This window comes from Streptomyces sp. NPDC026575 (assembly GCF_055567415.1).
Window position 1 is genome coordinate 309,590 of the sequence record NZ_JBVHQM010000008.1, and the last position, 26,133, is coordinate 335,722.

Annotated in this window: 28 protein-coding genes and 1 pseudogene; 13 read left to right on the top strand and 16 right to left on the bottom strand. The window is 73.9% G+C overall.

Translation table 11 applies throughout. The features are described from left to right. Positions 1–2: 2 nt before the first annotated feature. The 9 genes from cysD to ACZ4NB_RS14160 all read right to left on the bottom strand — a co-directional run bounded on the left by cysD (position 3) and on the right by ACZ4NB_RS14160 (position 7,360). The gene (gene cysD, locus ACZ4NB_RS14120) at positions 3–953 is read right to left on the bottom strand and encodes a sulfate adenylyltransferase subunit CysD (RefSeq protein WP_467661222.1); all 951 of its coding nucleotides are present in this window, start codon (positions 951–953) and stop codon (positions 3–5) included. Then, on the bottom strand, positions 950–1,483 hold the full coding sequence (gene cysC / locus ACZ4NB_RS14125) for an adenylyl-sulfate kinase (RefSeq protein ID WP_467661224.1): 534 nt from the start codon (positions 1,481–1,483) through the stop codon (positions 950–952). The genes cysD and cysC overlap by 4 nt, the downstream gene beginning before the upstream one ends. A gap of 23 nt (positions 1,484–1,506) precedes the next feature. After that, positions 1,507–2,196 carry a phosphoadenylyl-sulfate reductase gene (locus tag ACZ4NB_RS14130; protein WP_467661226.1) on the bottom strand — a complete coding sequence of 230 codons (690 nt, stop codon included), beginning with the start codon at positions 2,194–2,196 and terminating at the stop codon, positions 1,507–1,509. Continuing rightward, positions 2,193–2,375, bottom strand: coding sequence for a hypothetical protein (locus ACZ4NB_RS14135; RefSeq protein ID WP_033270289.1), 183 nt, complete (start codon positions 2,373–2,375; stop codon positions 2,193–2,195). Before ACZ4NB_RS14135 ends, ACZ4NB_RS14130 begins: the two co-directional genes overlap by 4 nt. Further along, positions 2,372–4,093, bottom strand: a complete 1,722-nt coding sequence (locus ACZ4NB_RS14140; RefSeq protein ID WP_467661228.1) for a nitrite/sulfite reductase — start codon at positions 4,091–4,093, stop codon at positions 2,372–2,374. Before ACZ4NB_RS14140 ends, ACZ4NB_RS14135 begins: the two co-directional genes overlap by 4 nt. A 215-nt stretch (positions 4,094–4,308) precedes the next feature. After that, positions 4,309–4,392: a putative leader peptide gene (locus ACZ4NB_RS14145; RefSeq protein ID WP_350257049.1), complete on the bottom strand. Its 84-nt coding sequence runs from the start codon at positions 4,390–4,392 to the stop codon at positions 4,309–4,311. 92 nt (positions 4,393–4,484) lie between these two features. Then, the gene (locus ACZ4NB_RS14150; RefSeq protein ID WP_467661230.1) at positions 4,485–5,087 is read right to left on the bottom strand and encodes a GNAT family N-acetyltransferase; all 603 of its coding nucleotides are present in this window, start codon (positions 5,085–5,087) and stop codon (positions 4,485–4,487) included. 159 nt (positions 5,088–5,246) lie between these two features. After that, a complete protein-coding gene (locus tag ACZ4NB_RS14155; RefSeq protein WP_467661232.1) occupies positions 5,247–5,924 on the bottom strand; it encodes a class F sortase in 678 nt (225 codons plus the stop codon). A 146-nt stretch (positions 5,925–6,070) separates the two neighbouring features. Continuing rightward, positions 6,071–7,360 carry a helix-turn-helix domain-containing protein gene (locus tag ACZ4NB_RS14160; RefSeq protein WP_467661234.1) on the bottom strand — a complete coding sequence of 430 codons (1,290 nt, stop codon included), beginning with the start codon at positions 7,358–7,360 and terminating at the stop codon, positions 6,071–6,073. A 267-nt stretch (positions 7,361–7,627) separates the two neighbouring features. Here ACZ4NB_RS14160 and ACZ4NB_RS14165 point away from each other — a divergent pair, with 267 nt between their 5' ends. Next, complete coding sequence (locus tag ACZ4NB_RS14165) at positions 7,628–8,056, top strand: hypothetical protein (protein ID WP_467661236.1); 429 nt, start codon at positions 7,628–7,630, stop codon at positions 8,054–8,056. A gap of 156 nt (positions 8,057–8,212) precedes the next feature. On the opposite strand, the gene ACZ4NB_RS14170 is transcribed toward ACZ4NB_RS14165, so the two are convergent. Next, the gene (locus tag ACZ4NB_RS14170) at positions 8,213–9,862 is read right to left on the bottom strand and encodes an acyl-CoA dehydrogenase family protein (RefSeq protein ID WP_467661238.1); all 1,650 of its coding nucleotides are present in this window, start codon (positions 9,860–9,862) and stop codon (positions 8,213–8,215) included. 18 nt (positions 9,863–9,880) lie between these two features. On the opposite strand from ACZ4NB_RS14170, the gene ACZ4NB_RS14175 reads away from it, so the two are divergent. The 3 genes from ACZ4NB_RS14175 (at position 9,881) to pcaG (ending at position 12,417) form a co-directional block, all read left to right on the top strand. Further along, entirely contained in the window at positions 9,881–10,921 is a 1,041-nt protein-coding gene (locus ACZ4NB_RS14175) for a YihY/virulence factor BrkB family protein (protein ID WP_467661240.1), read from the top strand. Between the two features lie 102 nt (positions 10,922–11,023). Continuing rightward, the gene (gene pcaH, locus ACZ4NB_RS14180; protein ID WP_467661242.1) at positions 11,024–11,767 is read left to right on the top strand and encodes a protocatechuate 3,4-dioxygenase subunit beta; all 744 of its coding nucleotides are present in this window, start codon (positions 11,024–11,026) and stop codon (positions 11,765–11,767) included. Next, positions 11,767–12,417 carry a protocatechuate 3,4-dioxygenase subunit alpha gene (gene pcaG / locus ACZ4NB_RS14185; protein WP_467661244.1) on the top strand — a complete coding sequence of 217 codons (651 nt, stop codon included), beginning with the start codon at positions 11,767–11,769 and terminating at the stop codon, positions 12,415–12,417. Before pcaH ends, pcaG begins: the two co-directional genes overlap by 1 nt. Before the next feature lie 95 nt (positions 12,418–12,512). On the opposite strand, the gene ACZ4NB_RS14190 is transcribed toward pcaG, so the two are convergent. Continuing rightward, positions 12,513–13,517: a PP2C family protein-serine/threonine phosphatase gene (locus tag ACZ4NB_RS14190; RefSeq protein WP_467661278.1), complete on the bottom strand. Its 1,005-nt coding sequence runs from the start codon at positions 13,515–13,517 to the stop codon at positions 12,513–12,515. A gap of 324 nt (positions 13,518–13,841) precedes the next feature. Here ACZ4NB_RS14190 and ACZ4NB_RS14195 point away from each other — a divergent pair. The 4 genes and pseudogenes from ACZ4NB_RS14195 to ACZ4NB_RS14210 all read left to right on the top strand — a co-directional run. Next, positions 13,842–14,909 (top strand): annotated as a pseudogene (locus ACZ4NB_RS14195) (NAD-dependent epimerase/dehydratase family protein); the annotation flags it as partial. A 69-nt stretch (positions 14,910–14,978) separates the two neighbouring features. Next, positions 14,979–15,650 (top strand): glycosyltransferase family 2 protein, encoded by a 672-nt coding sequence (locus ACZ4NB_RS14200; protein ID WP_467661280.1) that lies wholly within the window; start codon positions 14,979–14,981, stop codon positions 15,648–15,650. Continuing rightward, a complete protein-coding gene (locus ACZ4NB_RS14205) occupies positions 15,647–16,321 on the top strand; it encodes a TIGR04282 family arsenosugar biosynthesis glycosyltransferase (RefSeq protein ID WP_467661246.1) in 675 nt (224 codons plus the stop codon). The genes ACZ4NB_RS14200 and ACZ4NB_RS14205 overlap by 4 nt, the downstream gene beginning before the upstream one ends. An 8-nt stretch (positions 16,322–16,329) precedes the next feature. Further along, complete coding sequence (locus ACZ4NB_RS14210; RefSeq protein WP_467661248.1) at positions 16,330–17,076, top strand: class I SAM-dependent methyltransferase; 747 nt, start codon at positions 16,330–16,332, stop codon at positions 17,074–17,076. On the opposite strand, the gene ACZ4NB_RS14215 is transcribed toward ACZ4NB_RS14210, so the two are convergent. Further along, positions 17,004–17,585 carry a hypothetical protein gene (locus ACZ4NB_RS14215; RefSeq protein ID WP_467661250.1) on the bottom strand — a complete coding sequence of 194 codons (582 nt, stop codon included), beginning with the start codon at positions 17,583–17,585 and terminating at the stop codon, positions 17,004–17,006. The genes ACZ4NB_RS14210 and ACZ4NB_RS14215 overlap by 73 nt on opposite strands. 2 nt (positions 17,586–17,587) lie before the next feature. Continuing rightward, positions 17,588–18,841 (bottom strand): molybdopterin-dependent oxidoreductase, encoded by a 1,254-nt coding sequence (locus tag ACZ4NB_RS14220; RefSeq protein ID WP_467661252.1) that lies wholly within the window; start codon positions 18,839–18,841, stop codon positions 17,588–17,590. A gap of 187 nt (positions 18,842–19,028) precedes the next feature. Here ACZ4NB_RS14220 and ACZ4NB_RS14225 point away from each other — a divergent pair, with 187 nt between their 5' ends. Further along, entirely contained in the window at positions 19,029–20,519 is a 1,491-nt protein-coding gene (locus tag ACZ4NB_RS14225) for a hypothetical protein (RefSeq protein WP_467661254.1), read from the top strand. An 83-nt stretch (positions 20,520–20,602) separates the two neighbouring features. Here the strand turns inward: ACZ4NB_RS14225 and ACZ4NB_RS14230 are convergent, their stop codons facing one another. Next, complete coding sequence (locus ACZ4NB_RS14230) at positions 20,603–20,854, bottom strand: hypothetical protein (protein WP_467661282.1); 252 nt, start codon at positions 20,852–20,854, stop codon at positions 20,603–20,605. A gap of 174 nt (positions 20,855–21,028) precedes the next feature. Here ACZ4NB_RS14230 and ACZ4NB_RS14235 point away from each other — a divergent pair, with 174 nt between their 5' ends. Then, positions 21,029–21,580, top strand: coding sequence for a MarR family winged helix-turn-helix transcriptional regulator (locus tag ACZ4NB_RS14235; RefSeq protein ID WP_467661256.1), 552 nt, complete (start codon positions 21,029–21,031; stop codon positions 21,578–21,580). 73 nt (positions 21,581–21,653) lie between these two features. Here ACZ4NB_RS14235 and ACZ4NB_RS14240 read toward each other — a convergent pair whose 3' ends face one another. Further along, on the bottom strand, positions 21,654–22,847 hold the full coding sequence (locus tag ACZ4NB_RS14240) for a serine hydrolase domain-containing protein (RefSeq protein WP_467661258.1): 1,194 nt from the start codon (positions 22,845–22,847) through the stop codon (positions 21,654–21,656). Positions 22,848–23,195: 348 nt separating this feature from the next. Here ACZ4NB_RS14240 and ACZ4NB_RS14245 point away from each other — a divergent pair, with 348 nt between their 5' ends. Continuing rightward, positions 23,196–23,936, top strand: a complete 741-nt coding sequence (locus tag ACZ4NB_RS14245) for an isochorismatase family protein (protein ID WP_467661259.1) — start codon at positions 23,196–23,198, stop codon at positions 23,934–23,936. Between the two features lie 100 nt (positions 23,937–24,036). Then, the gene (locus tag ACZ4NB_RS14250; RefSeq protein WP_467661261.1) at positions 24,037–24,438 is read left to right on the top strand and encodes a VOC family protein; all 402 of its coding nucleotides are present in this window, start codon (positions 24,037–24,039) and stop codon (positions 24,436–24,438) included. Here the strand turns inward: ACZ4NB_RS14250 and ACZ4NB_RS14255 are convergent. Next, a complete protein-coding gene (locus tag ACZ4NB_RS14255) occupies positions 24,410–25,228 on the bottom strand; it encodes a lipase family protein (protein ID WP_467661263.1) in 819 nt (272 codons plus the stop codon). The genes ACZ4NB_RS14250 and ACZ4NB_RS14255 overlap by 29 nt on opposite strands. A gap of 344 nt (positions 25,229–25,572) precedes the next feature. Here ACZ4NB_RS14255 and ACZ4NB_RS14260 point away from each other — a divergent pair, with 344 nt between their 5' ends. Further along, positions 25,573–25,959: a hypothetical protein gene (locus ACZ4NB_RS14260; RefSeq protein WP_467661265.1), complete on the top strand. Its 387-nt coding sequence runs from the start codon at positions 25,573–25,575 to the stop codon at positions 25,957–25,959. The last annotated feature ends 174 nt before the right edge of the window (positions 25,960–26,133 follow it).

Genomic DNA, 26,133 nt, shown 5'->3' on the forward strand with positions numbered 1-26,133 from the left:
GGTTAGAAGTACCCCTCGCGCTTGCGGTCCTCCATGGCGGCCTCGGACAGCTTGTCGTCGGCCCTCGTCGCGCCCCGCTCGGTCAGCCGGGACGCGGCGATCTCCGCGATCACGGCCTCGATGGTGTCGGCGTCGGAGTCGACGGCACCGGTGCAGGACATATCGCCGACGGTGCGGTAGCGCACCTGCCGGGTCTCCAGGCTCTCGCCGTCCTTGGGACCGCCCCACTCGCCGGGCGCCAGCCACATACCGCTGCGGGCGAACACCTCGCGCTCGTGGGCGTAGTAGATGGCGGGCAGTTCGATCTTCTCGCGGGCGATGTACTGCCACACGTCCAGCTCGGTCCAGTTGGACAGCGGGAAGACCCGGACGTGCTCGCCGGGCGAGTGCCGGCCGTTGTAGAGCTGCCACAGCTCGGGGCGCTGCCGGCGCGGGTCCCAGCCGCCGAACTCGTCGCGCAGCGAGAAGACCCGCTCCTTGGCGCGCGCCTTCTCCTCGTCCCGGCGGCCGCCGCCGAAGACCGCGTCGAAGCGGTTGGTGTCGATGGCGTCCAGCAGCGGCACGGTCTGCAGCGGGTTGCGGGTGCCGTCGGGGCGCTCGCGCAGCTCGCCGCGGTCGATGAAGTCCTGCACGGAGGCGACGTGCAGCCGCAGGCCGTGCCGCTGCACCGTGCGGTCGCGGTAGTCGAGGACCTCGGGGAAGTTGTGCCCGGTGTCGACGTGCAGCAGGGAGAACGGGACCGCGGCGGGCGCGAACGCCTTCAGCGCGAGATGCAGCATGACGATGGAGTCCTTGCCGCCGGAGAACAGGATCACCGGCCGCTCGAACTCGCCCGCCACCTCGCGGAAGATGTGCACCGCCTCGGACTCCAGGGCGTCCAGATGCGACAGCGCGTAGGGGTTGTCGCCCCCGGGCTCGCCGCCGGTCTCGGTACGAACGGTCGCGGTGGTCACGCCAGTCCCCTTTCGGTCAGCAGCGCATGCAGCGCCGCCGCGGACTCCTGCACGGTCTGGGTGTGCGACTCGATGCGCAGATCGGGCGATTCGGGCTGCTCGTAGGGGTCGTCCACACCGGTCAGCCCCGAGATCTCGCCGGCCGCCTGCTTGGCGTACAGCCCCTTCACATCACGCTCGGAGCAGACCTCGACGGGCGTCGCGACGTGCACCTCCAGATACGCGGTGCCCTCGTTCTGGTGGCGCTTGCGCACCGCCTCGCGGCTGTCCGCGTACGGCGCGATCACCGGCACCAGCGCCTTGACGCCGTTGCTCGCCAGCAGCTCGGCCACGAAGCCGATGCGCTGGACGTTGGTGTGCCGGTCCTCGCGGGTGAAGCCGAGGCCCGCGGAGAGGAACTCGCGGATCTCGTCGCCGTCGAGCACCTCGACGCGATGACCCTCGCCGCGCAGCGTGGCGGCCAGCTCGCGCGCGATGGTCGTCTTGCCCGCGCTCGGCAGACCGGTCAGCCAGATCGTGGCGCCCGTCATGGATATCTCCTGATGCTCTGTCATCAGTGCAGCCCGCACTCGGTCTTGTTGCTCCCGGCCCAGCGGCCGGCCCTGGCGTCCTCGCCCGCCAGCACCCGCCGGGTGCAGGGCGCGCAGCCGACGGAGGCGTAGCCGTCCATCAGCAGCGGGTTGGTGAGCACGCCGTGCTCGGCCACGTACGCGTCCACGTCGGCCTGCGTCCAGCGGGCGATCGGCGAGACCTTCACCTTCTGCCGCTTGGGGTCCCAGCCGACGACCGGGGTGTTCGCCCGGGTCGGCGACTCGTCCCGGCGCAGGCCCGTCGCCCAGGCGTCGTACCCGGTCAGGCCCTCTTCGAGGGGCTTGACCTTGCGCAGCGCGCAGCACAGGTCCGGGTCGCGGTCGTGCAGCTTCGGGCCGTACTCGGCGTCCTGCTCGGCCACCGTCTGCCGCGGCGTCAGGGTGATGACGTTGACGTCCATCACCTCGGCGACCGCGTCCCGGGTCCCGATGGTCTCGGGGAAGTGGTAGCCGGTGTCCAGGAAGACCACGTCCACGCCCGGGAAGGCCCGCGAGGCCAGGTGGGCGACGACCGCGTCCTCCATCGAGGAGGTCACGCAGAAGCGCGCACCGAAGGTCTCCGCGGCCCACTTGAGGATCTCCAGGGCGGGCGCGTCCTCCAGGTCGCGTCCCGCCTGTTCGGCGAGCTGCTGAAGGTCGGTGGTGGTGGTCACGGGGTACCTCCGTCGGAAGCGGCGGGCCCGGTGGCTCCGGGAGCCAGCAGGCCGAGGAACTTCAGCCGGAACGCCCGGCTGCAGGACCGGCATTCCCACGCCCCGTGGCCCTCCTCGGAAGGCAGCAGGTCCTCGTCCCCGCAGTACGGGCAGTAGAAGGGCGCGGCGCGTTCGCTCACTTCAGCGCACCCTCTTCCGCGCGGGCGGCCCAGGTGGCGAACCGCTCGCCCTCCTCGCGCTGTGCCTCGAAGTTGCGCAGCACCCGCTCGACGTAGTCGGGGAGTTCGTCGGCGGTGACCTTCAGACCGCGCACCTTGCGGCCGAAGCCGGGCTCCAGGCCCAGCGCGCCGCCCAGGTGCACCTGGTAGCCCTCGACCTGGTTGCCGTCGTCGTCCAGCACCAGCTGCCCCTTGAGGCCGATGTCCGCGACCTGGATGCGGGCGCAGGCGTTCGGGCAGCCGTTGAGGTTGATGGTGATCGGTTCCTGGAAGTCCGGCATCCGGCGCTCCAGTTCGTCGATGAGCAAGGAGCCCCGGCCCTTGGTCTCGACGATGGCGAGCTTGCAGAACTCGATACCGGTGCAGGCCATCGTGCCGCGCCGGAACGGCGAGGGGTTGACCTGGAAGTCCAGTGCCTCCAGCGCGGCGACCAGCGAGTCGACCTGGTCCTGCTCGACGTCGAGGATGATCATCTTCTGCTCGACGGTGGTGCGCAGCCGGTCGGAGCCGTGCGCGGCGGCGAGTTCGGCGATCTTGGTGAGGGTGGTGCCGTCGACCCGACCGACGCGCGGGGCGAAGCCCACGTAGAAGCGGCCGTCCTGCTGCTGGTGCACACCGATGTGGTCGCGCCACTTGGAGAGCGGCTGCTCGGGCGCCGGGCCGTCGACCAGCTTGCGCTGGAGGTACTCGTCCTCCAGTACCTGGCGGAACTTCTCCGGACCCCAGTCGGCCATCAGGAACTTCAGCCGGGCGCGGGTGCGCAGCCGGCGGTAGCCGTAGTCCCGGAAGATCCCGACGACACCGGCCCAGACGTCCGCGACCTCGTCCAGCGGCACCCAGGTGCCCAGGCGCTGGGCGAGCTTGGGGTTGGTGGAGAGCCCGCCGCCGACCCAGAGGTCGAAGCCAGGGCCGTGCTCGGGGTGGACGACACCGACGAAGGCGACGTCGTTGATCTCGTGGACCACGTCCTGGACCGGCGAGCCGGAGATCGCGGTCTTGAACTTCCGCGGCAGGTTGGAGAACTCCTTGCTGCCGATGTAGCGGTCGTGGATCTCGTCGACGGCCGGGGTGCCGTCGATGATCTCGTCCGCCGCGATGCCGGCGACCGGGGAACCGATGATCACTCGCGGGCAGTCACCGCACGCCTCGGTCGTGGAGAGCCCGACGGCCTCCAGCTTCTCCCAGATGGCGGGGACGTCCTCGATGCGGATCCAGTGCAGCTGGATGTTCTGCCGGTCGGTGATGTCCGCGGTGCCGCGGGCGTACTGCTCGGAGACCTCGCCGATGGCCCGCAGCTGCGCCACGCTCAGCCGGCCGCCGTCGACGCGGACCCGCAGCATGAAGTACTTGTCGTCCAGCTCCTCCGGCTCCAGGATCGCGGTCTTGCCGCCGTCGATCCCGGGCTTGCGCTGGGTGTACAGGCCCCACCAGCGCATCCGCCCGCGCAGGTCGTTGGGGTCGATCGAGTCGAATCCGGCCTTGGAGTAGATCGTCTCAATGCGTGTCCGCACATTGAGACCGTCATCGTCCTTCTTGAACTGCTCGTTGCCGTTCAGGGGCGTGTAGTGACCCACTGCCCACTGGCCCTCGCCGCGGTGGCGTCCGGCCTTGCGGCGGGTGGTGGCTGCGGAGCGGGCACCCCCGGCCGAAGGCTGGGGGGCATCTGGGGTGGCGGCCATGGGCGTACGTCCTTCTGGGCGGGCTCAAGTGATCGGGACCGGCGCCGGGCGCCCACGGTGACCTGCGCGGACACACCGAAGTGCGGCGCGTGGGGACGCGTCGGCGGTGGATCTGCGGATCGTGGGGTCTCAGCGCGTCCGCGACGATGGGGACGGCGGGGTGTGCGGTGGTGCTGGGTGCTGTCCGGGGGCGATCGCCCCAGGTGGGTGCAGCCTCAGCCCGCCCGACAAATGGCGCTGGACATGCGGCCGAGGTCGACGTGCCGCCGACTCACCAAGGCAATTCCAGCTCGAGACATGACGGAAGCGTGGCACGCCGTTCTCGGGCCAGTCCACCGTTATCCAGGATATGGACATGGACGTCTCGCATGACGGGACGATGTGGTGTTGATCACGCCTCGGAGGGGGTGTGCGGTGCGACGAGCGGGCCCGCACCCGGCCAGGGTCCCGGGGCCGGTGCGTCGGGCTCCTCGGTCACGGTGGTGTCGTACAGCCGGAAGCCCCGCCGCTGGTAGTTCGCCATCGCGTGCGCGCCGTCCAGGGAGCAGGTGTGCAGCCACACCCGCTTCGTCGGGGCCTGCCCCGGCCAGCGCTCGGCCAGGTCCCAGGCCCGCTCGATCCCGTACGCCAGCAGGTGCCCGCCGATCCGGCGCCCCCGGAAGGCCGGGATGAGCCCGAAGTAGACGATCTCCACGGATCCGTCCCGGGCCGCTTCCAGCTCGATGAACCCGGCGGGCGTCCCCCGCTCGTACGCCACCCAGGTCTCCACGCCCGGCCGCCCCAGGTACTCCGCCCACCGCGCGTACGGCCACGCGAGCCGGTCGGTCCAGGCGACGTCGCCGCCGACCGCCGTATAGAGGAACCGGCTGAATTCGGGCGACGGCCGTTCGGACCGGACGATGCGGACGCCCTGCTCGGCCGGCGGCTCCTGCGCGGGGGACAGGTCCGCGGGTGCGGTCTGTTCGAGGTACCAGGTGGTGACCGAGAGGCTCATGCGGCCAGCACATCACACCGGCCCGCGGCGGCCGGATCCGGGCCGCGGGCCGGAACGGCGCCGCCGCCGTACCGTGCGGCGGCGCACCATCCGGATCGTGAGACATCGGCTCACCGTGTGGACGGCGCGGTGGTGCGTGCCGCTGCCCGACCGGTGTCGCTACCCGCTCTTCACCATTCTGGCGAAGACCACCACGTTGCCCGTGTAGCCCGAGCCCGCGGAGTACGTCCCACCGCAGGTCAGCACGCGCAGCTCGGGGCGCCCGGTGTCCTGGTAGACCTTTCGGGCGGGGAAGTCGCGCTTGCCGAAGACCCGGACGCCGTAGACCTCGAAGACCGCGATCCGCCCGTCCTCACGGGTCACCCGGATCGTCCTCCCCTTCTCCAGGGAGCCCAGCCCGTAGAAGACCGCCGGCCCGCTGGCGCTGTCGACATGGCCGACCAGGACGGCGGTACCGCGCTCCCCGGGAGAGGGGGCCGCCCGGTACCAGCCCGCCAGATGGGCGTCCGACGCCGGCGGCGCCGCGATCCAGCCGTCCGCGTCCAGCCCCAGCGGCAGCACCGGGGCGGACACCCCGATCGACGGGATCGCCACCAGCGAGGGGGCGGAGCGCGGCAGCGGCGGCGGGGCGGGGCCACCGGGCGGCGCGTCGCCGGAGAAGAGGGAGGTGGCGGCGTCCGGCTGCGGCGGGCCGTCCGCCTCGCCGGACAGCCCGTGGCGCAGCATGCCGAACCCGACGAGACCGACCAGCACCAGCGCGCCCCACCGGGGCCGCCGCCCGCCCGCCGGTTGCCCCGGGGCCGCTTCCGGTGTCCTCGGCGAGCCCGCCGCGCCCATCGCTCACCTCCCGCGGCCGCGTGCCGGGGAGTGCGCGGCCCCGGTCGGCACGCTAGGCCGCGGCCGGGGCGGCGGCGAGCGCAGCCCGTCGAACGGGTGGCGGACGGATCTCCCCGCGCGCACCGCTTGGCCCGCGCCGCGCGCCCTCACCCCCGCCGCGCCGCGACCACCGCCGGCGCCGTCGACTGCGGCAGCAGCTCCGCGAGCCGGGGCGGCGGCAGCAGTTCCACCGCCACCCCGTCGGCGAAGCGGTACGGCCGGTGCGCCAGCACGCCCCCGAGATGGCGGCGCAGGCGGGACAGCTCGGCCCGCACCGTGACCGTGCGGCTCCCGTCGCCGAACAGGTCCTCGGCCAGTTCGGCGGCGCTGCGCCCCCGCGGATGCGCGGCGAGCACGAACAGCAGCTCGGCATGGCGCGGGGTCAGCGCGTGCGACCAGCTGCCGGCCGGCCCGCTGACCGTGACCGTGGCACCGTCGCGTCCGCTGACGTCCAGCACCACCCGGCTCGGCCCGGCCTCCGGCTCCGGCCGGCCGACCCGGATCAGCCAGCCGCCGGGCAGCGGTTCCAGGGCGCACATCCCGTAGCGCGGCAGCCACAGCGGCCCGGCCTCGGGCGCCTTGGGCAGCGCCACCCGCTCCGGCGGCGTCAGGCCCGTCACGCCGACGACCCAGCCGTTCGGGTCGACGGCCAGCGCCCGCCCGCCGAGCCGCGCCAGCACCGGCGCCGCACTCGACCGCAGCCGCTCCAGGGACGTGTGGTGGCGGGTGCGCAGCTCGCCCTCCGCGAGCCGGGCGACCGCCGAGACCAGGGACAGCGTCGTGGGGTGGAAGGTGTGCGCCGGTCCGCTGATGTCCACGGTGCCCAGCAGACGGCCGTCGCGCGGGTCGTGCAGCGGTGCCGCGGCACAGGTCCACTGCTGGTGGCTGCGCACGAAGTGCTCGGCGGAGTGCACCAGCACCGGGCGGCGGGCCACCAGCGCGGTGCCGATGGCGTTGGTGCCGACCACGCCCTCGGTCCAGTCGGCGCCCTTGTCGAAGCCCAGCCGGTCGGCCATCCGCCGGACCGGGGCGCTGCCCTCCCGCCACAGCACCCGGCCCTCGGCGTCGGTGACGACCATGATCTGCTGGGCCGCGTCGGCCGTCGCCAGCAGCCCCTCGTTGAGCACCGGCAGCACCGTCGCCAGCTGCGACTTCTGCCGACGGTGCTCCAACTCCGCGACGGACAAAAGGAGTTGGGAGCTATCGCGATCCGGGTCCACGCCGGAGCCCAGCACCCGGCGCCAGGACTCGCCGATGACCGCGCGGGGCGACTCCGGCGGTGCGCCGGGTAACGCCTCGCCCGTGAGCGCCGCCTCGTGCACGGTGGCGAGGCGGCGGGTGGTCGAGCGGATGTCCTGGGCCGACCAGATGGCGCTGTGGATCGGTCTGTCGCTCACGCTGTTCTCCGTTGTGCGGTCCACCGGGCGGTGCCCATCGTGCCGTCACCAGGCCGTCCCGGAGGCGCCATTGTCCAGATCCGGAGTGTGCGCTGCAACGCATTGCAACCGTTGTGGCCTATGACGCGTAACCGGGACGCTGGGCCGAGCGGCCGATGGCTTCCCGCCGCCGCGCGGTACGCCGGTCACCCGTCGGCGAAGCCGCCGGTGACGTCGGGACTCCATCGGCCGCGGCGCGACGTCGGCACGGTGCGAGGGGGGCTCACCATGGTGGCCGCTGCTCCGCGTGTCGTGGTGATCGGAGCGAGCGAGGGGGCGCGGATCACACGCGCCGCCCGGCTCGCCGGCCACTACAAGGTCGCCCGGCTGCCCGCGGTCGACGTCCTGATCAGACGTCAGCCGCTGCCCGCCGACGGCTATGTCATCGACGGCGCCCCCCAACTGCTCGACCGGGTGGCCGGTGTCGGCGGTCTGCTGCCCGCACTGGCCTTCGCCGACCTCGTCGTGGTGCTGCACGGTGCCGAGTGGAACGGCACGGGTGAGGTCTGCCGGGTCCTGCGCTACTACGAGGCGCGCGGGGTGCTGGCGGCCTTCCCGCCGGGCACACCGGACGGCGAGATCATCATGGCCGTCGACGCGGCGCTGCGCGGGCGCACCGCGGCGGACCCGTCCGACGACCCGCCGGACCCGCCCTAGCGGCCCCCAAGACCGGGAGCGGTGCCGAGTCGGCGCGGCACCGCTCCCCGACGGGCGCGGCGGCGGTAACCCCCTGTCCCCGTCCCCCCGCGAGGCAACGGCCCGGAGGTGACGTGGAACCGCCGCCGCGCCGCCGGCTCCACGGGCCGACGCCGCTCAGGGCGCGTCGTCCGGGACCGGCCGCGCCCGCGCCACGATCGCCGCGAGATCCAGTGTGTGCGGCAGCGTCCCGAACGCGGCGCCCGCGTCGCCGCCCAGCCGGGAGGCGCAGAACGCGTCCGCGACCTCGGGCGGTGCGTACCGCACCAGCAGCGAGCCCTGGAGCACCAGCGCCATCCGCTCCACCAGCCGCCGGGCCCGGGCCTCGATGCCTTCCAGGTCGGCGAGTTCGGTGAGCAGCCCCCGGATCGCCCGGTCCAGCCGGTGGTCCGCACCCCGCGCGGTGCCGATCTCGGTCAGGAAGGCGTCCAGCGGCCCGGGGTCGTGGCGCAGGGCGCGCAGCACGTCCAGCGCCTGGACGTTGCCGGAGCCCTCCCAGATCGAGTTCAGCGGCGCCTCGCGCAGCAGCCGCGGCAGGCCCGACTCCTCGACGTAGCCGTTGCCGCCCAGGCACTCCAGCGCCTCCGCGACCATCGGCGTGCACCGCTTGGTCACCCAGTACTTCGCCGCCGGGACCGCGAGCCGCAGCAGCTGCCGGTCCTGCTCGCCGCCGCCGTCGTAGGCGGCCGCCAGCCGCAGGGCGAGCGTGGTCGCCGCCTCCGACTCCAGCGCCAGGTCGGCCAGCACATTGCGCATCAGCGGCTGGTCGATCAGCCGGCCGCCGAACGCCTCCCGGTACGCCGTGTGGTGCAGCGCCTGCGCCACCGCCTGCCGCATCACCGCGGCCGAGGCGGTCACACAGTCCAGCCGGGTCGCCGCGACCATCTCGATGATCGTCGCCACCCCGCGCCCCTCCTCACCGACCCGGCGCGCCCAGCTCCGCCCGTCGAACTCGACCTCCGCCGAGGCGTTCGAGCGGTTGCCGAGCTTGTCCTTCAGCCGCTGGATGCGGAACGCGTTGCGGCCGCCGTCCGGCAGCACCCGCGGCAGCAGGAAGCAGGTGAGCCCGCCGGGCGCCTGCGCCAGCACCAGGAAGGCGTCCGACATCGGCGCCGAGCAGAACCACTTGTGCCCGGTCAGCACGTACTCGCCGGGCGCGGCCAGCGGCTCGGCGCGCGTGGTGTTGGCCCGTACGTCGCTGCCGCCCTGCTTCTCCGTCATGGCCATGCCCGCCAGCGCACCGCCCTTCTCGGCGACCGGCCGCAGCTCGTGCGCGTAGATGTGCGAGGTGAGCAGCGGCTCCCATACGGCCGCCAACTCCGGTTCGGCGCGCAGCGTGGGCACCGCCGCATGGGTCATCGACAGCGGGCAGCCGTGTCCGGCCTCGGCCTGGGTCCACACCAGGAAGCCGGCGGTGCGGCGGAGGTGGCCGTCGGGCCGGGACCAGGCGTCGGTCAGGCCCGCCGAGACGGCGTGGCCCAGCAGCCGGTGCCAGGCCGGGTGGAACTCCACCTCGTCGATGCGGTGGCCGAACCGGTCGTGGGTGTGCAGGACCGGCGGATGGGCGTTGGCCTGCTCGCCCCAGCGCTGGGCGTGCGCCGAACCGGCCGCCTTCCCCAGCAGGCTCAGTTCCGCCCGTACCTCCGCGAGCCGGGCGCCGTCGAGGTACCGGGCGACGCCCTCGGTGAGGGCCGGGTCGCTGCCGAAGACGTCGTAGCCGACCAGCGGCGGGGGCTGGTTGGTGACCGTGTGAGTGGTGGCTGCCATGCCGGATACGGTAAGGAGGTGCAGCCGGCAAACGAACCAACCGAGCGGCCCGCGGGGCGTCTGACCAGGGCCCGTGTGCTGTACCGCAATGTCTCCAAGCGCCGGCTGGCCTGGCTGCTGTTCAAGGACATCGTCCACTCCTGCATGACCTACCGCGTCACCGGTCTGGCCGCCGAGGCCGCGTTCTGGTGCCTGCTGTCGCTGCCGCCGCTGATCCTCGGACTCCTCGGCGTGCTCGGCTACACCCAGGCGTGGATCGGGCACGACACGATCGACGCCGTCCGCGAGCGCATCCTCGCCGCCGCCGGCACCGTGCTGTCCGGCAAGGGCGTGCAGCAGATCGCCCGGCCCCTGCTGGACGACGTCTTCACCGGCCGCCGCCCCGACGTCATCTCCCTCGGCTTCGCCATCGCCCTGTGGTCCGGCTCCCGGGCGCTGAACGTCTTCGTCGACACCATCACCATCATGTACGGGCTCGACGGCCGGCGCGGCATCGTCAGGACCCGGCTGCTGGCGTTCGCGCTCTACCTGGGCGGGCTGGTCGTCGGCGCCGTCGCGCTGCCGCTGATGGTGGCCGGGCCCGACACCGTCGTGAGCTGGCTGCCGGCCAGTGAGCAGATCATCCGGGTGCTGTACTGGCCGTTCGTCCTGCTGGTGTCCGTCGCCTTCCTCACCACGCTCTACCACCTGTCCGTACCCGTCCGGTCGCCCTGGCAGGAGGACATTCCGGGGGCGGTGGTCGCCCTCGCCATCTGGGTGCTGGGTAGCTTCCTGCTGCGGCTCTACCTCACCTCGACGGTGGAGGGCCCCACGATCTACGGGTCGTTGGCCGCGCCGGTCGCGGTACTGCTGTGGATCGGGGTGTCCGCCTTCGCGGTCCTGGTCGGCGCCGCGATGAACGCCTCACTCGACCGGGTGTGGCCGTCGGTCGCCACCGCCGCGGCGCGCGAGGAGCGCGAGGAGAACGCGCGCCGCGCGGCGGAGCGGGACGGCGACGGGGGCGGGGACAAAGACGCCGATGCGGACGGGAGCGGCACCGGCGAGGAACGCGCCGGCTGAGTGCGGTCGTCCTGGTATCGCCTGTCGCTCCGGTGGCAGGGGCTGCTTCAGTGGCCACGTACGCCTTGCCCCCGCCCGTCCGCAACCGCAGGGAGACGGCATATGGCCCCGACCCCGCAGCCCACCGACCTCGCCGGCCCACGCGTCCCCGAGCACCCCGCCCCCGCCCCCGCCCCCGAGCACATCCCGTACCGCGGCAGCACAATCCGCCAACCCCAGCGGCCGCCGGTCGAGATCGACCACCGCGCCGACCCGGAGGCCGTCGAGCTGCACGGACCCGTCTTCGGTGGCACGGACGTCGGCGCGCTCGACGCCGACCTCACCCGCCGGCACACCGGCGAACCCCTCGGCGAGCGCATCACCGTCACCGGCCGCGTCCTGGACCGCGCCGGCCGCCCCGTGCGCGGCCAGCTCGTCGAGATCTGGCAGGCCAACGCCGCCGGCCGGTACGCCCATCGGGGCGACCGGCACCCGGCCCCGCTGGACCCGAACTTCACCGGCACCGGCCGCGCGCTGACCGACGACGAGGGCCGCTACGCCTTCACCACCATCAAGCCCGGCGCCTATCCGCTGGACACCTACGACCACGCCTGGCGCCCAGCCCATATCCACTTCTCGCTCTTCGGCTCGGCGTTCACCCAGCGGCTGATCACCCAGATGTACTTCCCCGGCGACCCGCTCCTGCCGTACGACCCGGTCCTCGGCTCGGTCACCGACCCCGCCGCCCGCGCCCGCCTGGTGGCCACCTACGACCACGCACTGTCCGACCCCGAACGGTTCCTGGGCTACCGCTGGGACATCGTCCTGGACGGCCCGTCCGCCACCTGGATCGAGGAGGGCCGCTGATGCCCCGTGCCACCACCCGGCCGGACTCCGGCACCGCGCCCGACGCCGCCCCGCCCGCACCGACACCGGCGCAGACCATCGGCCCGTTCTACGGCAACGCGCTCCCGTTCCCCGGCGGCGAGCGGATCGCGCCGGCCGGCCACCCCGACACGATCACCGTGCACGGCCGCGTACGGGACGGAGCCGGAGCCCCGGTGCCCGACGCGCTGCTGGAGTTCTGGCAGGCGGCACCCGACGGCAGCCTGACCGGCGCGCCCGGCTCGCTGCGCCAGGACCCGGCCACCGGCGCGCTCCTCGGCCGCGACGGCGTGGACTTCACCGGCTTCGGCCGCGTCCCCACCGACGCCGACGGGCGCTACGCCCTGCGCACCCTGCCCGCGGCCGCCCCCGCCGGCCGCCCGGACGCCGCGCCGTACCTCGCCGTATGCCTCTTCGCCCGGGGACTGATCCAGCACCTCTTCACCCGCGTCTACTTCCCCGAGCACCGGACCGCCCACGCCGCCGACCCGCTGCTGACGAGGCTGCCCGCCGCCCGTGCGCGCACCCTGCTCGCCGAACCGGACGGGCCCGGCCGGTACTGCTTCGACATCCGGCTGCGGCACTCGGCGGACGGCGCGCACGAGGAGACGGTCTTCCTCTCCCACCGCTGACCGCCCCGGAGGCGGCGCCGGCCCCTCGCCGCCTCCGCACACGCCGCGGCGGAACCGGCGTCACTCCACGGGGCCGCCTCTGGAGTGACGCCGGTTCAGCGGGATTCCCGGTAGCGCACCAGCAGCATCGCCGCGTCGTCGTGGAGCGGCCCCTCGGCGTGCTCGACCACGTCTTCGCGGACCGAGCGCAGCGCGGCCTCCGGGTCGGGGTCCTTCAGCAGCGCGGAGCGCTCGTCGAGGGGGTAGAAGCGGCCCGTCGCATCGCGGGCCTCGGTGACCCCGTCGGTGTAGAACAGCAGCTGGTCGCCGGGGGTGAACGGCACCTCGTAGGGGAGCGGGGCACCGGAGCCGGCCAGCGTGAGGCCGAGCGGCAGGGCCCGGTCGGGCGGTGCGGCGAAGGCGACCGTGCCGGCGGGGCGGACGACGAGCGGGGCCGGATGGCCGTAGTTGAGCAGCGTCGCCCGCGGCCCGTCACCGATCTCGGCGAGCACCGCCGTGACGAACCGCTCGCCGGACAGATGGCGGTTCAGGGCCCGTTCGACGCGTTCGCCGACGGCCGGCAGATCCGGCTCGTCGTGCGCGGCCTCCCGGAAGGCGCCCAGCACCACCGCCGCGCTCTCCACGGCCTCCAGGCCCTTGCCCTGGACGTCGCCGACGATGATCCGTACACCGGCGGGCGAGGTCACCACCTCGTACAGATCGCCGCCTATCCGGGCCTCGGCCACCGCCGAGGTGTAGGAGACCGCGATCCGCAGCGGGCCCGCGCTGCGCGGCACGGGGCGCAGCAGCACCCGCTGGGCGACCTCGGCGATCGAACGGACGCTGGCCAGCTCCGCCTCGCGGCGCTGCCGCATCACCGCGGCGACCACACCGGCCGCGGTCACCCCGGTCACCGACAGCAGCGCGATCAGCCCGCGCCGGCTCTCGAACAGGCCGTCGTAGACGCCCAGGCCGAGGCAGAGGACGAACGCCGTGAGTCCGACGAGAGCGGTGCGCCGCCAGCCGCCCACCAGTCCGGCGAACGCGGGCCCCAGGGACACCAGGGGCAGAAAGCCCACTTCCGGGCCCGCGGTGAGGTCGACGACGCTGACCACGGCCATCACCGTGTAGGGGAGTACGGACAGCACACGGGAGCCGGTGCACAGCTCCCCGTTCTCCACGGCCAAGGTGTTCTCCGACGGTGTCGTGTCCGGTGATCGGGTTACGGGGGCGGGCCGTCGGCCGTCGGAGTGTCCAAAATCGGCCCCCCGACCCCCGACCTGAGCATATGCAACCTATGCCGTACCGAAATACCTCGAATGGGCCTGTTACCGAATCGCAGTGGCCCGCAGCGCACCGTGCAGACGGCCGCCGATTCTTACGGACCCGTGACGCGGCGGTCGTGGCGCGCGCCGCAGGGCCCGGTCACGCTTAGCGTGACCGGCATGCGAGTACTGGTCACCGGCGGCGCCGGATTCATCGGATCGCAGGTCGTCGCCGCGCTCCGCGCGCGCGGCCACGAGCCCGTGGTCTTCGACGCACTGCTGCCCTCGGCACACCCCGAGCCCCCGCCGCCCCGCCCGCAGGAGCACCGCATCGTCGCGGACGTACGCGACCGGGCGGCCGTCGACGCGGCCCTGCGGGGCATCGACGCGGTCTGCCACCAGGCGGCGATGGTGGGCCTGGGCAAGGACTTCGCCGACGCGCCCGGCTACGTCGGCTGCAACGACCTGGGGACGGCCGTGCTGCTGGCCGCGATGGCCGACGCGGGCGTGCGCCGGCTGGTGCTCGCCGGGTCGATGGTGGTCTACGGGGAGGGGCGCTACACCTGCCCCGGACACGGTGTGGTGCGGCCCGGCCCGCGCGCCGCCGACGAGCTGGCCGCCGGGCGGTTCGAGCCGCGCTGCCCGCAGTGCGGTGCGCAGCTCGGACCGGGGCTGGTCGACGAGGACGCGCCCACCGATCCGCGCAACGTCTACGCCGCCACCAAGCTCGCCCAGGAGCATCTGGCCGCCTCCTGGGCGCGGGCGACCGGCGGCCGGGCCGTCTCGCTGCGCTATCACAACGTCTACGGGCCCGGAATGCCACGCGACACCCCGTATGCCGGCGTCGCCTCATTCTTCCGCTCGGCACTGGCCCGCGGCGAGGCACCGACCGTCTACGAGGACGGGGGCCAGCGGCGGGACTTCGTCCACGTACGGGACATCGCGGCGGCCAACGCGGTGGCGCTGGAGGCCCTGCCGGAGCGGGCGCCGGACACCCTGACCGCGTACAACACGGGCAGCTCGCAGCCGCACACCGTCGGCGAGATGGCGCACGCCCTGGCCGCGGCATACGGCGGCCCGGCGCCGGTGGTGACGGGGGAGTACCGGCTGGGCGACGTACGGCACATCACGGCGTCGTCGCGGCGGATCGCCGAGGACCTCGGCTGGCGGGCGGAGATCGGATTCGCCGAAGGGATGACGGAGTTCGCCCGGGAGGAGATGCGCCCGGCGGCCGGTCCGGCGGCCGGTCCGGCGGCCGCGGTGACCGGGGCGACCGGTGCCGCGGCGGGTGCCGCCCGCCCCGCCCCGGTGGACGTCGTGCTGCCCTGCCTCGACGAGGCCGCCGCGCTGCCCTGGGTACTGGCGCGCATCCCGGCCGGCTGGCGGGCGATCGTCGTGGACAACGGCTCCACCGACGGCTCCGCCGAGATCGCCCGCGACCTGGGCGCCACCGTCGTCCACGAACCGCGCCGCGGCTTCGGCGCCGCCTGCCACGCCGGACTGCTGGCCGCCGAGGCGGACATCGTCTGCTTCTGCGACTGCGACGCCTCCCTCGACCCGGCGCTGCTCGCCCCGTTCGTGGCCGCCGTCCGCGACGGTGACAGCGATCTGGTGCTGGGCCGCCGGCGACCCCAGGGGCGCGGCGCCTGGCCGCCGCACGCCCGAGCCGGCAACCTCGCGCTGGCCCGGATGCTGCGCCGCCGCACCGGGCTGCGGCTGCACGACCTCGGCCCGTTGCGCGCCGCCCGGCGCACCGCGCTGCTCGGCCTCGGCCTGACCGACCGCCGCAGCGGCTACCCGCTCCAGATGGTCGTCCGGGCCGCCGACGCCGGCTGGCGCGTCGAGGAGCGCGATGTGCCCTACCGGCCGCGTACCGGCCGCTCGAAGGTCACCGGCACCTGGCGCGGCACCTGGCACGCGGTCCGCGATATGCGCGGCGTCCTGACCCAGCCGCCGCTGACGCCCCGTACGAAGGAGGCGGCCCGATGACCGCGCCCGACCGCCCGGAGCCGCCGGTGGGCCGCGGGCCGACCACGGTCCTGGTCATCGCCAAGGAGCCGGTGCCCGGCCGGGTCAAGACCCGGCTCACCCCGCCGTACACCCCCGCCGAGGCCGCCCAGTTGGCCGAGGCCGCGCTGTACGACACCCTCCGGGCCGTCCGCGCCGTGCCCGCCCGGCGACGGGTGCTGGTGCTCGACGGCCGGCCGGGAAGCTGGCTGCCGGCCGGCTTCGACGTGCGGCCGCAGGGCGGCGGCGGCCTCGACGAGCGGCTCGCCCGAGCCTTCGCCGACAGCACCGGACCGACCCTGCTGATCGGCATGGACACCCCGCAGGTCACCCCCCGACTCCTCGCCCCCGTAACGGACGTGGGTGCATGGGACGACTGCGACGCCTGGTTCGGCGCGGCCGAGGACGGCGGATTCTGGGCGCTCGGCCTGGCCGTGCCCGACCCCCGGCTGCTGCGCGGCGTCCCCATGTCCACCGACCGCACCGGGGCCGTCCAGCGGGCCCGGCTGACCGCCGCCGGACTCCGGGTGGCGGAGTTGCCGCCGCTGTGCGACGTCGACACCGCGGACGACGCCGAGCGGGTCGCGGCCGCGGCACCCGGCGGACGGTTCGCCGCCACCCTCGCCCGGCTGACCCGGGCCGGCGGCCGATGAGCGCCGCCGTGCCGCCGGCGACCGCTCCGCCCGGCACCGCCTCCTGGGGAGCGGACCCGTACGCCGACGCCCTCCGCAGCGGTCGCGGCCCGCTCTTCCTGCGCCGTACCGACGGGTGGCTGCTGCCGCTGGAGGTCGAGCGCTGGTGCGCGCGGGCGGACGCCGCCGACCTGTCGGCGCTCGGCCGCTGCGAGGGCGCCGTCCTCGACATCGGCTGCGGCCCCGGACGGCTGGTCGCCGAACTCGCCGCACAGGGCCGGCCGGTGCTCGGCATCGACGTCAGCCGGGCCGCGGTCGCCCGCACCGCCGCGACCGGCGGTGCCGTGCTGCACCGCTCCGTCTTCGACCCCCTGCCCGACGAGGGGAGTTGGGGCACCGCACTGCTCCTGGACGGCAATATCGGCATCGGCGGCGACCCCCGTGCCCTGCTCGCCCGGACGGCCGAACTCGTCGCCCCGTCCGGCCTGCTCATAGTCGAGACCGCCCCGGCGGACCTCGACGAGCGCGTCGAGGTCCGGGTCGACACCGGGCAGCATGCCTTCCTCGGCCACGGCCACGACGACGGACACCGCGCACCGGGCGCCCCGTTCCCCTGGGCCCGGGTCGGCACCCGTGCGCTGCTGCGGTACGCGGCCGCCACCGGCTGGGCGCCCGCCGAGCGGTGGACCTTCGCGCGGCCCGGTCAGTCCCCGGCGGCCGGCCGCTGCTTCGTCTCCCTGCGCCCGCGCCGGTCCCCGCCCGCCCGGCGCGGCTGAACCGTACGGCACAGCAGCCACAGGGCCGAGGCCGCGAACAGCCCCGCGGTGATCAGCAGCCAGCGGGTCAGGAACCCCTGGCCGGACAGCCCGGTGGCGGTCTCGAAGTGCGCCGCCGAGCCGCTCCCCGCCGAGCCCGCGATCAGCGGGAACCACACCAGCAGCAACAGTCCGGACAGCGCGGCGGGGACCCGGACGTACCCGGTCCAGGCCGGATGCCGGGCGGTCCGTGCCGTGTACGCCGCCACGCCGCGGTCGGCGCACGCGTACAGCGGCAGCAGCACCAGGTCGTGCAGCAGCGCCGCCCCGACGAACCATACGACCACCAGCGGCCAGTCCCCGCCGCTCAGCAGCCGCACCCCCGCGTAGCCGGTGAGCGCGAAAGAGGCGAGCATCAGCAGCAGATGCAGCGGCCCTTCGCCGTACCAGCGGTGACGCCGCAGCGTCCGCAGAGCCCGGACCGCCCGCTCCCGCCACCCACCCACGCGCTCGCGCCACGTGCGCCGCATCCTCACCACTCCCCGAACGTCAGCCGCGACACCCACTTGGTGTTGAGCACCCCGGGCGCCGCCGGAACGATGATCCGTGCCGGATAGCCGTGGTCCGCGGACAGCTCCGCACCGCCCACTCGCAGCGCGAGCAGCGACCGCGGATCGCGCACCTGGTTGTCGCGCAGCGCGGCCCGGCGGAACGCGCCGTGCAACTGGAGCGACTCCACCAGCAGGCCGGGCGGCTGCGCGCCGAGGCCCACCAGCGCGGCGAGGTCGCGCAGCCGTACGCCGCTCCACAACTGGTCGTCCGTCGACCAGCCCTCCACACAGGCGATCGGCAGCGCCGACACGTGCTGCGGCAGCCCCAGCAGCGCGGCGCGGTCCAGCCGCACCCGCCGCCCGCCCCCCTCGACCGTCAGCCGCCAGTCGCCGCCGGTGTCCTGCGCTCTGATCCCGGCGAACGCGGCCGTCTTGTTGATCTGGAAGCCGTTCGGTCCGCCGCCCGGGTCGCGTCCGCCGTGCGGCGCCAGCAGGGCCGTCCGCCGCCACCAGCCGCCGACGCTCTGCCCGGCGGTCGTCGCGAGCAGCAGCAGCGATCCGGCGCCGACCAGCCCCAGCGCACCGCGCCGGGACACCGTCGGCCGGTCCGGCCGGACCGCCACCAGCCCGGTGTCATCGGCGTCCGCTGCCGGGTCCGTGCGCTCCCGCACCGCCCGTACGGTCCGCGGCAGCCGCAGCACCACATGGGCGACGAAGGCGCCGATGAACACCCACGCGCCGTAGAAGTGCAGCGGATAGAACGACCCCGGGAAGAGGTACTCCAACTGGATGTTGAGGATGCCGGTCACGAACTCGAACAGCGCGCCGCCGACGAGCAGCAGCAGCGAGACCCGCTCCAGGGCGTGCCCGACGGACCGGGCCGGCGGCAGCGTGAACAGCTTGGGGATCACCGACCACAGCTTCGCCAGCAGGATCGGCACCAGCGCGACGCCGAGCGTGACATGCACCCCCTGGGTGAGCCGGTAGAGCCAGTGCGGATCGGTCGGCCAGCTGAAGAGGTAGAAGCCCAGCAGCCCCTTTCCGGGCGTCTTGTCGTTGACACCGCCGGCCAGGTCCGGGTTGTACGCGGCGTACGAGAGCAGGCCGGTGACGAACAGCAGCGTGATCCCGGCCAGCAGCACCACACCGAGCAGCGCGGTCAGCCGGGGGCCGCGCAGCGGGCTGCGCCAGAACGACGGCGACGTGGGGGGAACGAGACGGTGGTGGGCACCCATGATGAGTCCTCGGCGGTCGATGAGCCCTCGTCGGTCGGCGCGACGGCGCCGCACCGCCCGGACGAGCAGGTCCGCTCCGACGGTATGCCGCCACCCGGGCCCCCAGGGGGCCGCGACGCATGACGAAACTCTGACGTCGGCGGAACGGCGGGCCCCGGTCGCACCGCTCGCGCCCTAGCGTGCCGGTGTGACCCCCCGACCGACTTCCGAAGAACGCGCCGACGCGGCCGATGCCTGCCGTACTCCGGAGGACCGCGCCGCCCGCCGGGCCGATCTGCTGGCCGCCGCGGCCGGCGCCCTGCTCGTCGTGCTGGCCGCCGCCGTCGGCGCCGTCATCCAGCGCGCCAACGGCAGCCTGCACGTCAACGTGCCGCCGCTGTACGCCTCGTGGTTCGCGCACCTGGGCCCCGGCACCCCCGCCGCACTCGCGGTCGCCGTCCTCGTGATCGCCTACGGGCCGCCGCTCGCCGACCGGCTGCCCTGGCGCCGGCTGGTCCTCACGGGCTGGGCGGCCTCCCTGGCCTGGACGTGGTCGCTGGCCCTGGTCGACGGCTGGCAGACCGGCGTCGCCCGCCGCCTCACCACCGAGTACGAGTACCTGACCGTCATCCGCCGCTTCGACGATCTCGGCCCGGCACTGCGCGACTTCACCACGCACATCCTCAACACAGGGCCCGACCACTGGCCCGCCCATGTCGCCGGGCACCCTCCGGCCGCGGTGCTCACCTTCGTCGGCCTGGACCGCATCGGCCTGGGCGGCGGGGCCTGGGCCGGCGCCTGGTGCATCACCGTCGGCACCTCCGCCGCGGCCGCGGTCCTCATCGCGCTGCGCGCCCTCACCGACGAGCCGACCGCGCGCCGGGCCGCGCCGTTCCTCGCGCCGGCCCCGGCCGCGGTGTGGGTGGGCACCTCCGCGGACGGCTACTTCGCGGCCGTCGCCGCCTGGTCGCTGGCGCTGCTCGCCCTCGCCGCCACCCGCCGCACCCGCCACCCCGCGGCCGCCGCCCTGGCCTCCGGGCTCCTCTTCGGCCTGACCTGCTACCTCTCCTACGGCCTCACCCTCATCGCGCTGATCGCCGCCGCGGTGCTGCTGCTAGGGCCTGTCCGATGGGCCCGGCCAGGACCCATCGGACAGGCCCTAGCCCGCACCGCGCGGCCGCTGCCCCTGCTGGCCGCCGGGGCCGGCGCCGTGGCCGCGGTCTTCACCCTCGCCGGTTTCGACTGGTGGGAGGGCTACCGCCTGCTGGTGGAGCGCTACTACCAGGGCGCCGCGGCGGTCCGCCCGTACGCGTACTGGATCTGGGGCAACCTCGCCTGCACCGTCCTGATCACCGGCCTGGCGACGGCCGCCGGTCTGCGCCGTGTCCTGGCGGCCGCCCCCACCGCCGTACGGCAGCTCCGCGCACGGACCCTTCCCACCACCGGACGGGCCGGAACCGGCCCTGTGGACCGCCCCGCCGACCGCCTGGCGATCCTCGTGATGGCCGCACTGCTCGCCCTGCTGGTCGCCGACCTCTCCGGCATGAGCAAGGCCGAGACCGAGCGCATCTGGCTCCCCTTCGCCGTCTGGCTCCTGCCGGCCTGCGCCCTGCTGCCCGCCGCCCGGCAGCGCCACTGGCTGACGGCGCAGGCGCTACTGGCGCTGGCGGTCAACCATCTGCTGTACACGGGGTGGTGACGGGGCGTCGGCGAGGACCGTGCGGGCCGTTGCGTGCGCGGCGACCGGTCCGCCCGCCAGACCCGAACGGACGGGAGCCGGCCTCAGGCGAGGTACGTACGGGCCGCGTTCACCCGGCCGGGGCGCAGGATCCGGATCGGGCCGAGGTTGCAGGACGGGCAGTCGCTGCGGGTCAGCGGGGACGCGACCCGGACGCCGCGGGTGAAGTAGTCGGCACGCCGATGCCCGGCCAGGTCCGTGGTGTGCCGGATCTCGTACTCCTCCTCCCAGCCGTGCCCGCAGTGCAGGCAGACGAACGAATACGCCTCGTGAACCGTCTCGGTGTCCCGTTCCATGGTCACCACGCCCTCTCCCCGGGCCCACCGCGCTCGCGCCGGGGCCGGATACTTGCCGCACCTCCCATTATTGCGCCGGGCAACCGCGATCGCCGGTGCGGATCCACCGGTCGCCGGCAGCGCCCGCAGGGGCCTGTCACCAGGTGCGATGCCGTCAGCGGTATAAAGGCAGCCATGGGGCACGACGATGAATCCGGCCACGACGACGATCCCGTCCCGGCCGCCGATCCCGGCCGGGACGCCGATCTCGATCAAGACGTCGAGGAGGTCATCGCCGCGGTGCTGACCGCCTCCCGGCTGCTGGTCGGGATCTCGGTCCGGGCGCTCGCCCGGACCGACCCCTCGCTCACGCTGCCCCAGCTGCGCGCCCTCGTGGTGCTGGACGGACAGGGCCCGGTCAAGCTCGCCACGCTGGCCGCCGCGCTGGGCGTCAATCCGTCGACCGCGATGCGGATGGTCGACCGGCTGGCGGCGGCCGGCAGCGTCACCCGGCAGGCCAATCCCGGCAACCGCCGGGAGGTGGTACTGAGCCTGACGGCACAGGGCCGCGCGCTCGTCGAGCGCGTACTGGCCCACCGGCATACGGAGATCGCCGCGATCGTGGCCCGGCTGCCGGTCGCCCAGCGCGCCGGACTCGTGGACTCGCTGCGCGCGCTCACCGATGCCGCCGGCGAACCGCCCGTCGCCCCGAGGCCCGCGCCGCCGCCCGAGTCGGCCACCCCCTAGGTGTGTTGTCCGATGGGTCCTGGCCGGGGCCGACCCCGACCCATCGGACAAACTCTGGAACCGGCCGGGGGCGTCAGCCCCGCACCCCCTCCAGGGCCGCGTAGACCGCCGCGATCAGGCCGAGGTTGCGTGGATCGTCGCCGGTCGTGCCGCCGCCGCACTTGTTCATGACGTAGGCGTACGCCACCCCGTTCTCCGGATCGGCGAAGGCGTACGAGCCGCCCACCCCGCCATGCCCGAAGGCCCGCGGGTTGGGGCCCGCCAGGCCGTGGTGGTTGAGCAGGTAGCCAAGGCCCCAGCGGTGCTCGAAGCCCGCCGGGGCGAGCGCGCCGAGCGCCAGGTCGTGCTCGCCGGGCAGGCTCTGCGACCGGCGCATCGCCTCCAGGGTGGCCGGGCCGACGAGGGTGCCGCCCGCCAGTGCGCCGTACACCGTCGCCAGCCCACGGGCGGTGGCGTGCCCGTTGCCCGCGGGGATCTCGGCCGAGCGGTAGGCGGCGCTGTTGACGTCGCCGGTGGGGATATAGGTCAGCGCCAGCAGCACGGCCGTCAGCGGATGATCGGTGATCGACCGGAACGGCGGCTTCGGCGCGCCGGGCAACCGCTCCCCGAGCCGTGCCTCGTCCAGCTGCCCGATCATGTCCGCGCAGGAGGCGTGCTCCTCGGCGGGGGTCCCGATGAACACCCGCGCGCCCAGCGGCCCGGTGATCTCGCTGCGCAGGAACGCGCCGAGGGACTGCCCGGTGATCCGCCGGACCACCTCGCCGACGAGGTAGCCGAAGGTCACCGCGTGGTAGCCCTGAGCGGTGCCCGGCTCCCACCACGGCGCGGTGGCCGCCAGGTCGGCGCAGACCCGCTCCCAGTCGTAGGCGCGCCCCGCGGGCAGCGGCTCACCGGGCGCGATCAGCCCGGCGCGATGGCTGAGCAGCCAGCGTACGGGTATGTCCTGCTTGCCGGCCTGCGCGAACTCCGGCCAGTAGCGGGCGACCGGCGCGTCGAGATCCAACTCGCCCCGGTCCACGAGGAGATGGGCGCACAGCGCGGTCATGCCCTTGGTCGTCGAGTAGACGTTCACGAGGGTGTCGCGCTCCCAGGCGCGGGTCCGATCGGCGTCCGCGTGGCCGCCCCACAGGTCGACCACCCGTGCGCCGTCCACGGTCACCGCGACCGCCGCGCCGACGTCGCCCTGGTCGTCGAAGTTCCGCTCGAACGCTTCCCGTACGCCGGCGAACTGCGGTGCGCAGTAGCCATTGACGGCGGCTGGTCCCACGGCGGCTCTCCTCAGGTCGTCCTTGTGCGTCGTTCCGTGAGTCCGTACGGCGCGTACACGGCCGCTGTGCGGGGCGAGTACCTGCGCCGAGTGCGTGCGGCGCGTACCTGTGGCGAGTACGTGCGTACGGTGTGCTCGACCGGATGATCCGCCCGGTCGATGACCATGGCAACGAGGTGAGCCCGGACGGCTCAGCGGCGCGTGTCCGCACAGGCCGACGTGCGGCGACAGGGCCTGTGTGACCTCCGGCGGTGTGACGTCCTTGACCTTCCGCTGGGGTGAAGTCCCTGGCCGGATCCCGCCGTGCTCGGTGATCACCGCCCACCCACGCGACGCACCATGGCCACCATGACCACGACCAGCACCACGACCGGGACGCACGCCGCGACGCACTCCGGGGCCGAGACGCGACCCGGGGCCGGGGCCGAGACGCAGCCCGCGGGGACGGCTCCCGAGACGCCTGCCGTCACCGCGACCGGCGCGCCGGTTCACCCGGCCGGCCCCCTCCTCCCCGTCGACGCCCTCCTCCTCATCGATCTGCAGTCGGCCTTTGTCGCGGGCGACGAGGCGGTGCCCGACGCCGCGCGGGTGCTCGACCGGAGCCGCGACCTGCTCGCCGGGGCCCGAGCCGCCGGCGCCCTCGTCGTGCATCTGCAGAACGACGGTGAGCCCGGAACCGCCGACGAGCCGCACACGCCCGGCTGGGAACTCCATCTGCCCGTCGAGCCGGGCCCCCGCGAGGTCGTGGTCCGCAAGGCGGAGGACGACGGCTTCGAGGGCACCGAGCTGGGCGCCCTGCTCGCCGACGCCGACGTCCAGGCGCTGGCCATCTGCGGAGTTCTCTCCGAGATGTGCGTCGCCGCGACCGCCCGCACCGCCCTGGACCGCGACTTCCGGGTCGTTCTGCCGCACGACGCACACGCCACCTACGACATCCCGGCGGCCCCGGGCATCAGCGATGTCGTCCCGGCGGCGCTGTCCTCCCGCGCCGCAGAATGGGCCCTGGGCGACGAGGTGGAGATCGTTGCCCGGGCTGCCGACGTCACCTTCACCCGCACCCCGTCCACCGCGTCCCACCCGGACCGATGAATCCGCCCCTCGGGCGCGGTCTACCTCCCCGGACCCAGCGGCCCACCTCCCCGGACCCTGGAGTCCCGTAGTTCCCTGCACCTCGCAACAGGAGGACACCGTGCCCGACACCACGCCCCCCGCCGCTCTCCAGCCCGTGATCGTCACCCCCGACGCCGACCGGCTGCGGAGCTTCTACCGCGAACTGCTCGGCGCCGAGGAGTTCACCCGTGTGCCCGAAGAGGGGCCGCTCTTCTTCGTCGGGCTGCGGCTCGGCGGCTCGGAGCTGGGCATCGTGGCGGACAAGGACGTCGAGACCGGCACCCCGACCCGCATCCTGCTCAGCTTCGCGGTCGAGGATGTGGACCACCTCCTGGAACGGGTCGCGCCCCTTGGCGGCACGGTGCGCGGCCCGGCCAATGACATGCCGTGGGGCCAGCGGGTGGCCCACATCCAGGACCCGGACGGCAACGCCGTCAACCTCACCCAGCCGGTCAGTTCTGGTTCTTCTCCAATGCGTTGATGTACGCCTTCATGAAGTGGTCGCGGACGCCGTCGGAGGCGGGCGCGAACACATCGGCGGTGAGCCCCTTGGCGCGGTCGAACAGGCCGCTGATCACCGGCATGGTGTTGTGGATCGTGCCCTGGGAATCGATGTAGCGCAGCGCGGAGACGTGGTGGAAGGCGGGCTCCGGGGGGAGCTGCGGCACGATGTCGTTGTTGTTGACGAAGCGGTACATGCGGTCCGTGAAGGCCGCGCTGAACGCCTGCGACAGCAGCCGGTCGCAGGTCCGCGGCTGCCCGAAGGTGTAGACGCCGGTGGCCGTCACATGCGGCTCTTCGAAGTGCAGCCGGGCGCCGGCCAGCATCGCCAGCGCGCCGCCGAGACTGTGGCCGGTGAACCACACGGTCTGGTTGTTGTCGCGGAACTCGTCGATGGCGGCGCGGACCTGCGGCCAGATGCCCGCCAGCGCCTCGCCGAAGCCGTAGTGGATGTACCCCTTGCCGCCGGGGCCGGGCCACGGCGGCGTGGTGGAGTCGGAGAGCCAGTCGCGCATTTCCGCCGGCTCCGTCCCCCGGAACGCGGTGATGATCATGCTCTCGCCGCCGAGGGTGTACGCCTGGGTGTCCTCCAGCGGGAAGGGCGGACGGAACTCGGTGAGATGGTGGCGCACCCGGTCGAAGCCCCAGTCATGGGCGGTGGCCTCGACGGTCTTCTCGTCCTTGTACGCGAGGTCGGCGGCGCGCGCCATGCAGAGCGCATGGCGGACGGTGTAGCTGGTGACCTTCTGATCGATGACGGCGCTGGTCAAAGTCGGCTCCCGGTGGGTCGAAGGTGGGTACTGACTGCTGATCACTGCTGATTCCTGCCGATGGCTGCGGCTGTCCTGCGATGCGCGGTCTGTCCTGCGATGCGTGTGTCAGGCGCGTGAGGCATGTGAGGCCACACGCTCACGCGGTGCCGGCGCGGCGAGCGCGATACTCGAATCGATCACAGAGCGCCGCCATCGACTACAGAGCGTAACCATCATGCGTCGCGTCGCAACGTTGCGCCGTTCAAACCACTCGTTCGAGTCTCGGGTCGCACACACCGGGCCGTGGCGCGAGCCTGGAAGCGTTCGGCCCCGGAGGAAGGCCCGCAGAGGAAGGCCCCACAGTGAACAGCGCGGATCAGGCATCACACGCGGAACACGTATCGGCCGAGGTGGTGGTGGAGCTGGAGAGCTGTGCCGCGCAGGACGCGCACGCCGTCTTCAGCGCGCTGCGTACCTCCTTCAGCTCAGACCGGGCCGCCGATGACGTGCCCGAGGAGATGGCGGGGCCAGGCGCGACCGTGTGGACCTCGACCTTCGACGTGAGCGAGCGCAAGGCCGAGGCCGAGCCCCGGCGGCTGACCTCGCCCGTCATCGTCAGCCTCCAGGGGGGCTATTGGGCGGTCGACCAGCTGGTCAAGGGCCTGAAGCCGGCGTTCGCGGTACAGATTCTGGGCATGGCCGCCGGCGACCAGGAAAAGGAAGTCGAACTACGCCTGGAAACCCGCTGAGGTAGGGCGCGCCCGCTGCCCCCGCCGCCACCCCACCACCGCCCCCACCCTTCAGGGTGGGCAACCGCGTTACTACACCCGCCCACCCCCCGTAGGGGGGTGGGCGGCGGGGAAAAACAAATACGCCCCGCCCACGCCCCCGCCCCACCCCACCCCACCCCCGCCCCACCCCAC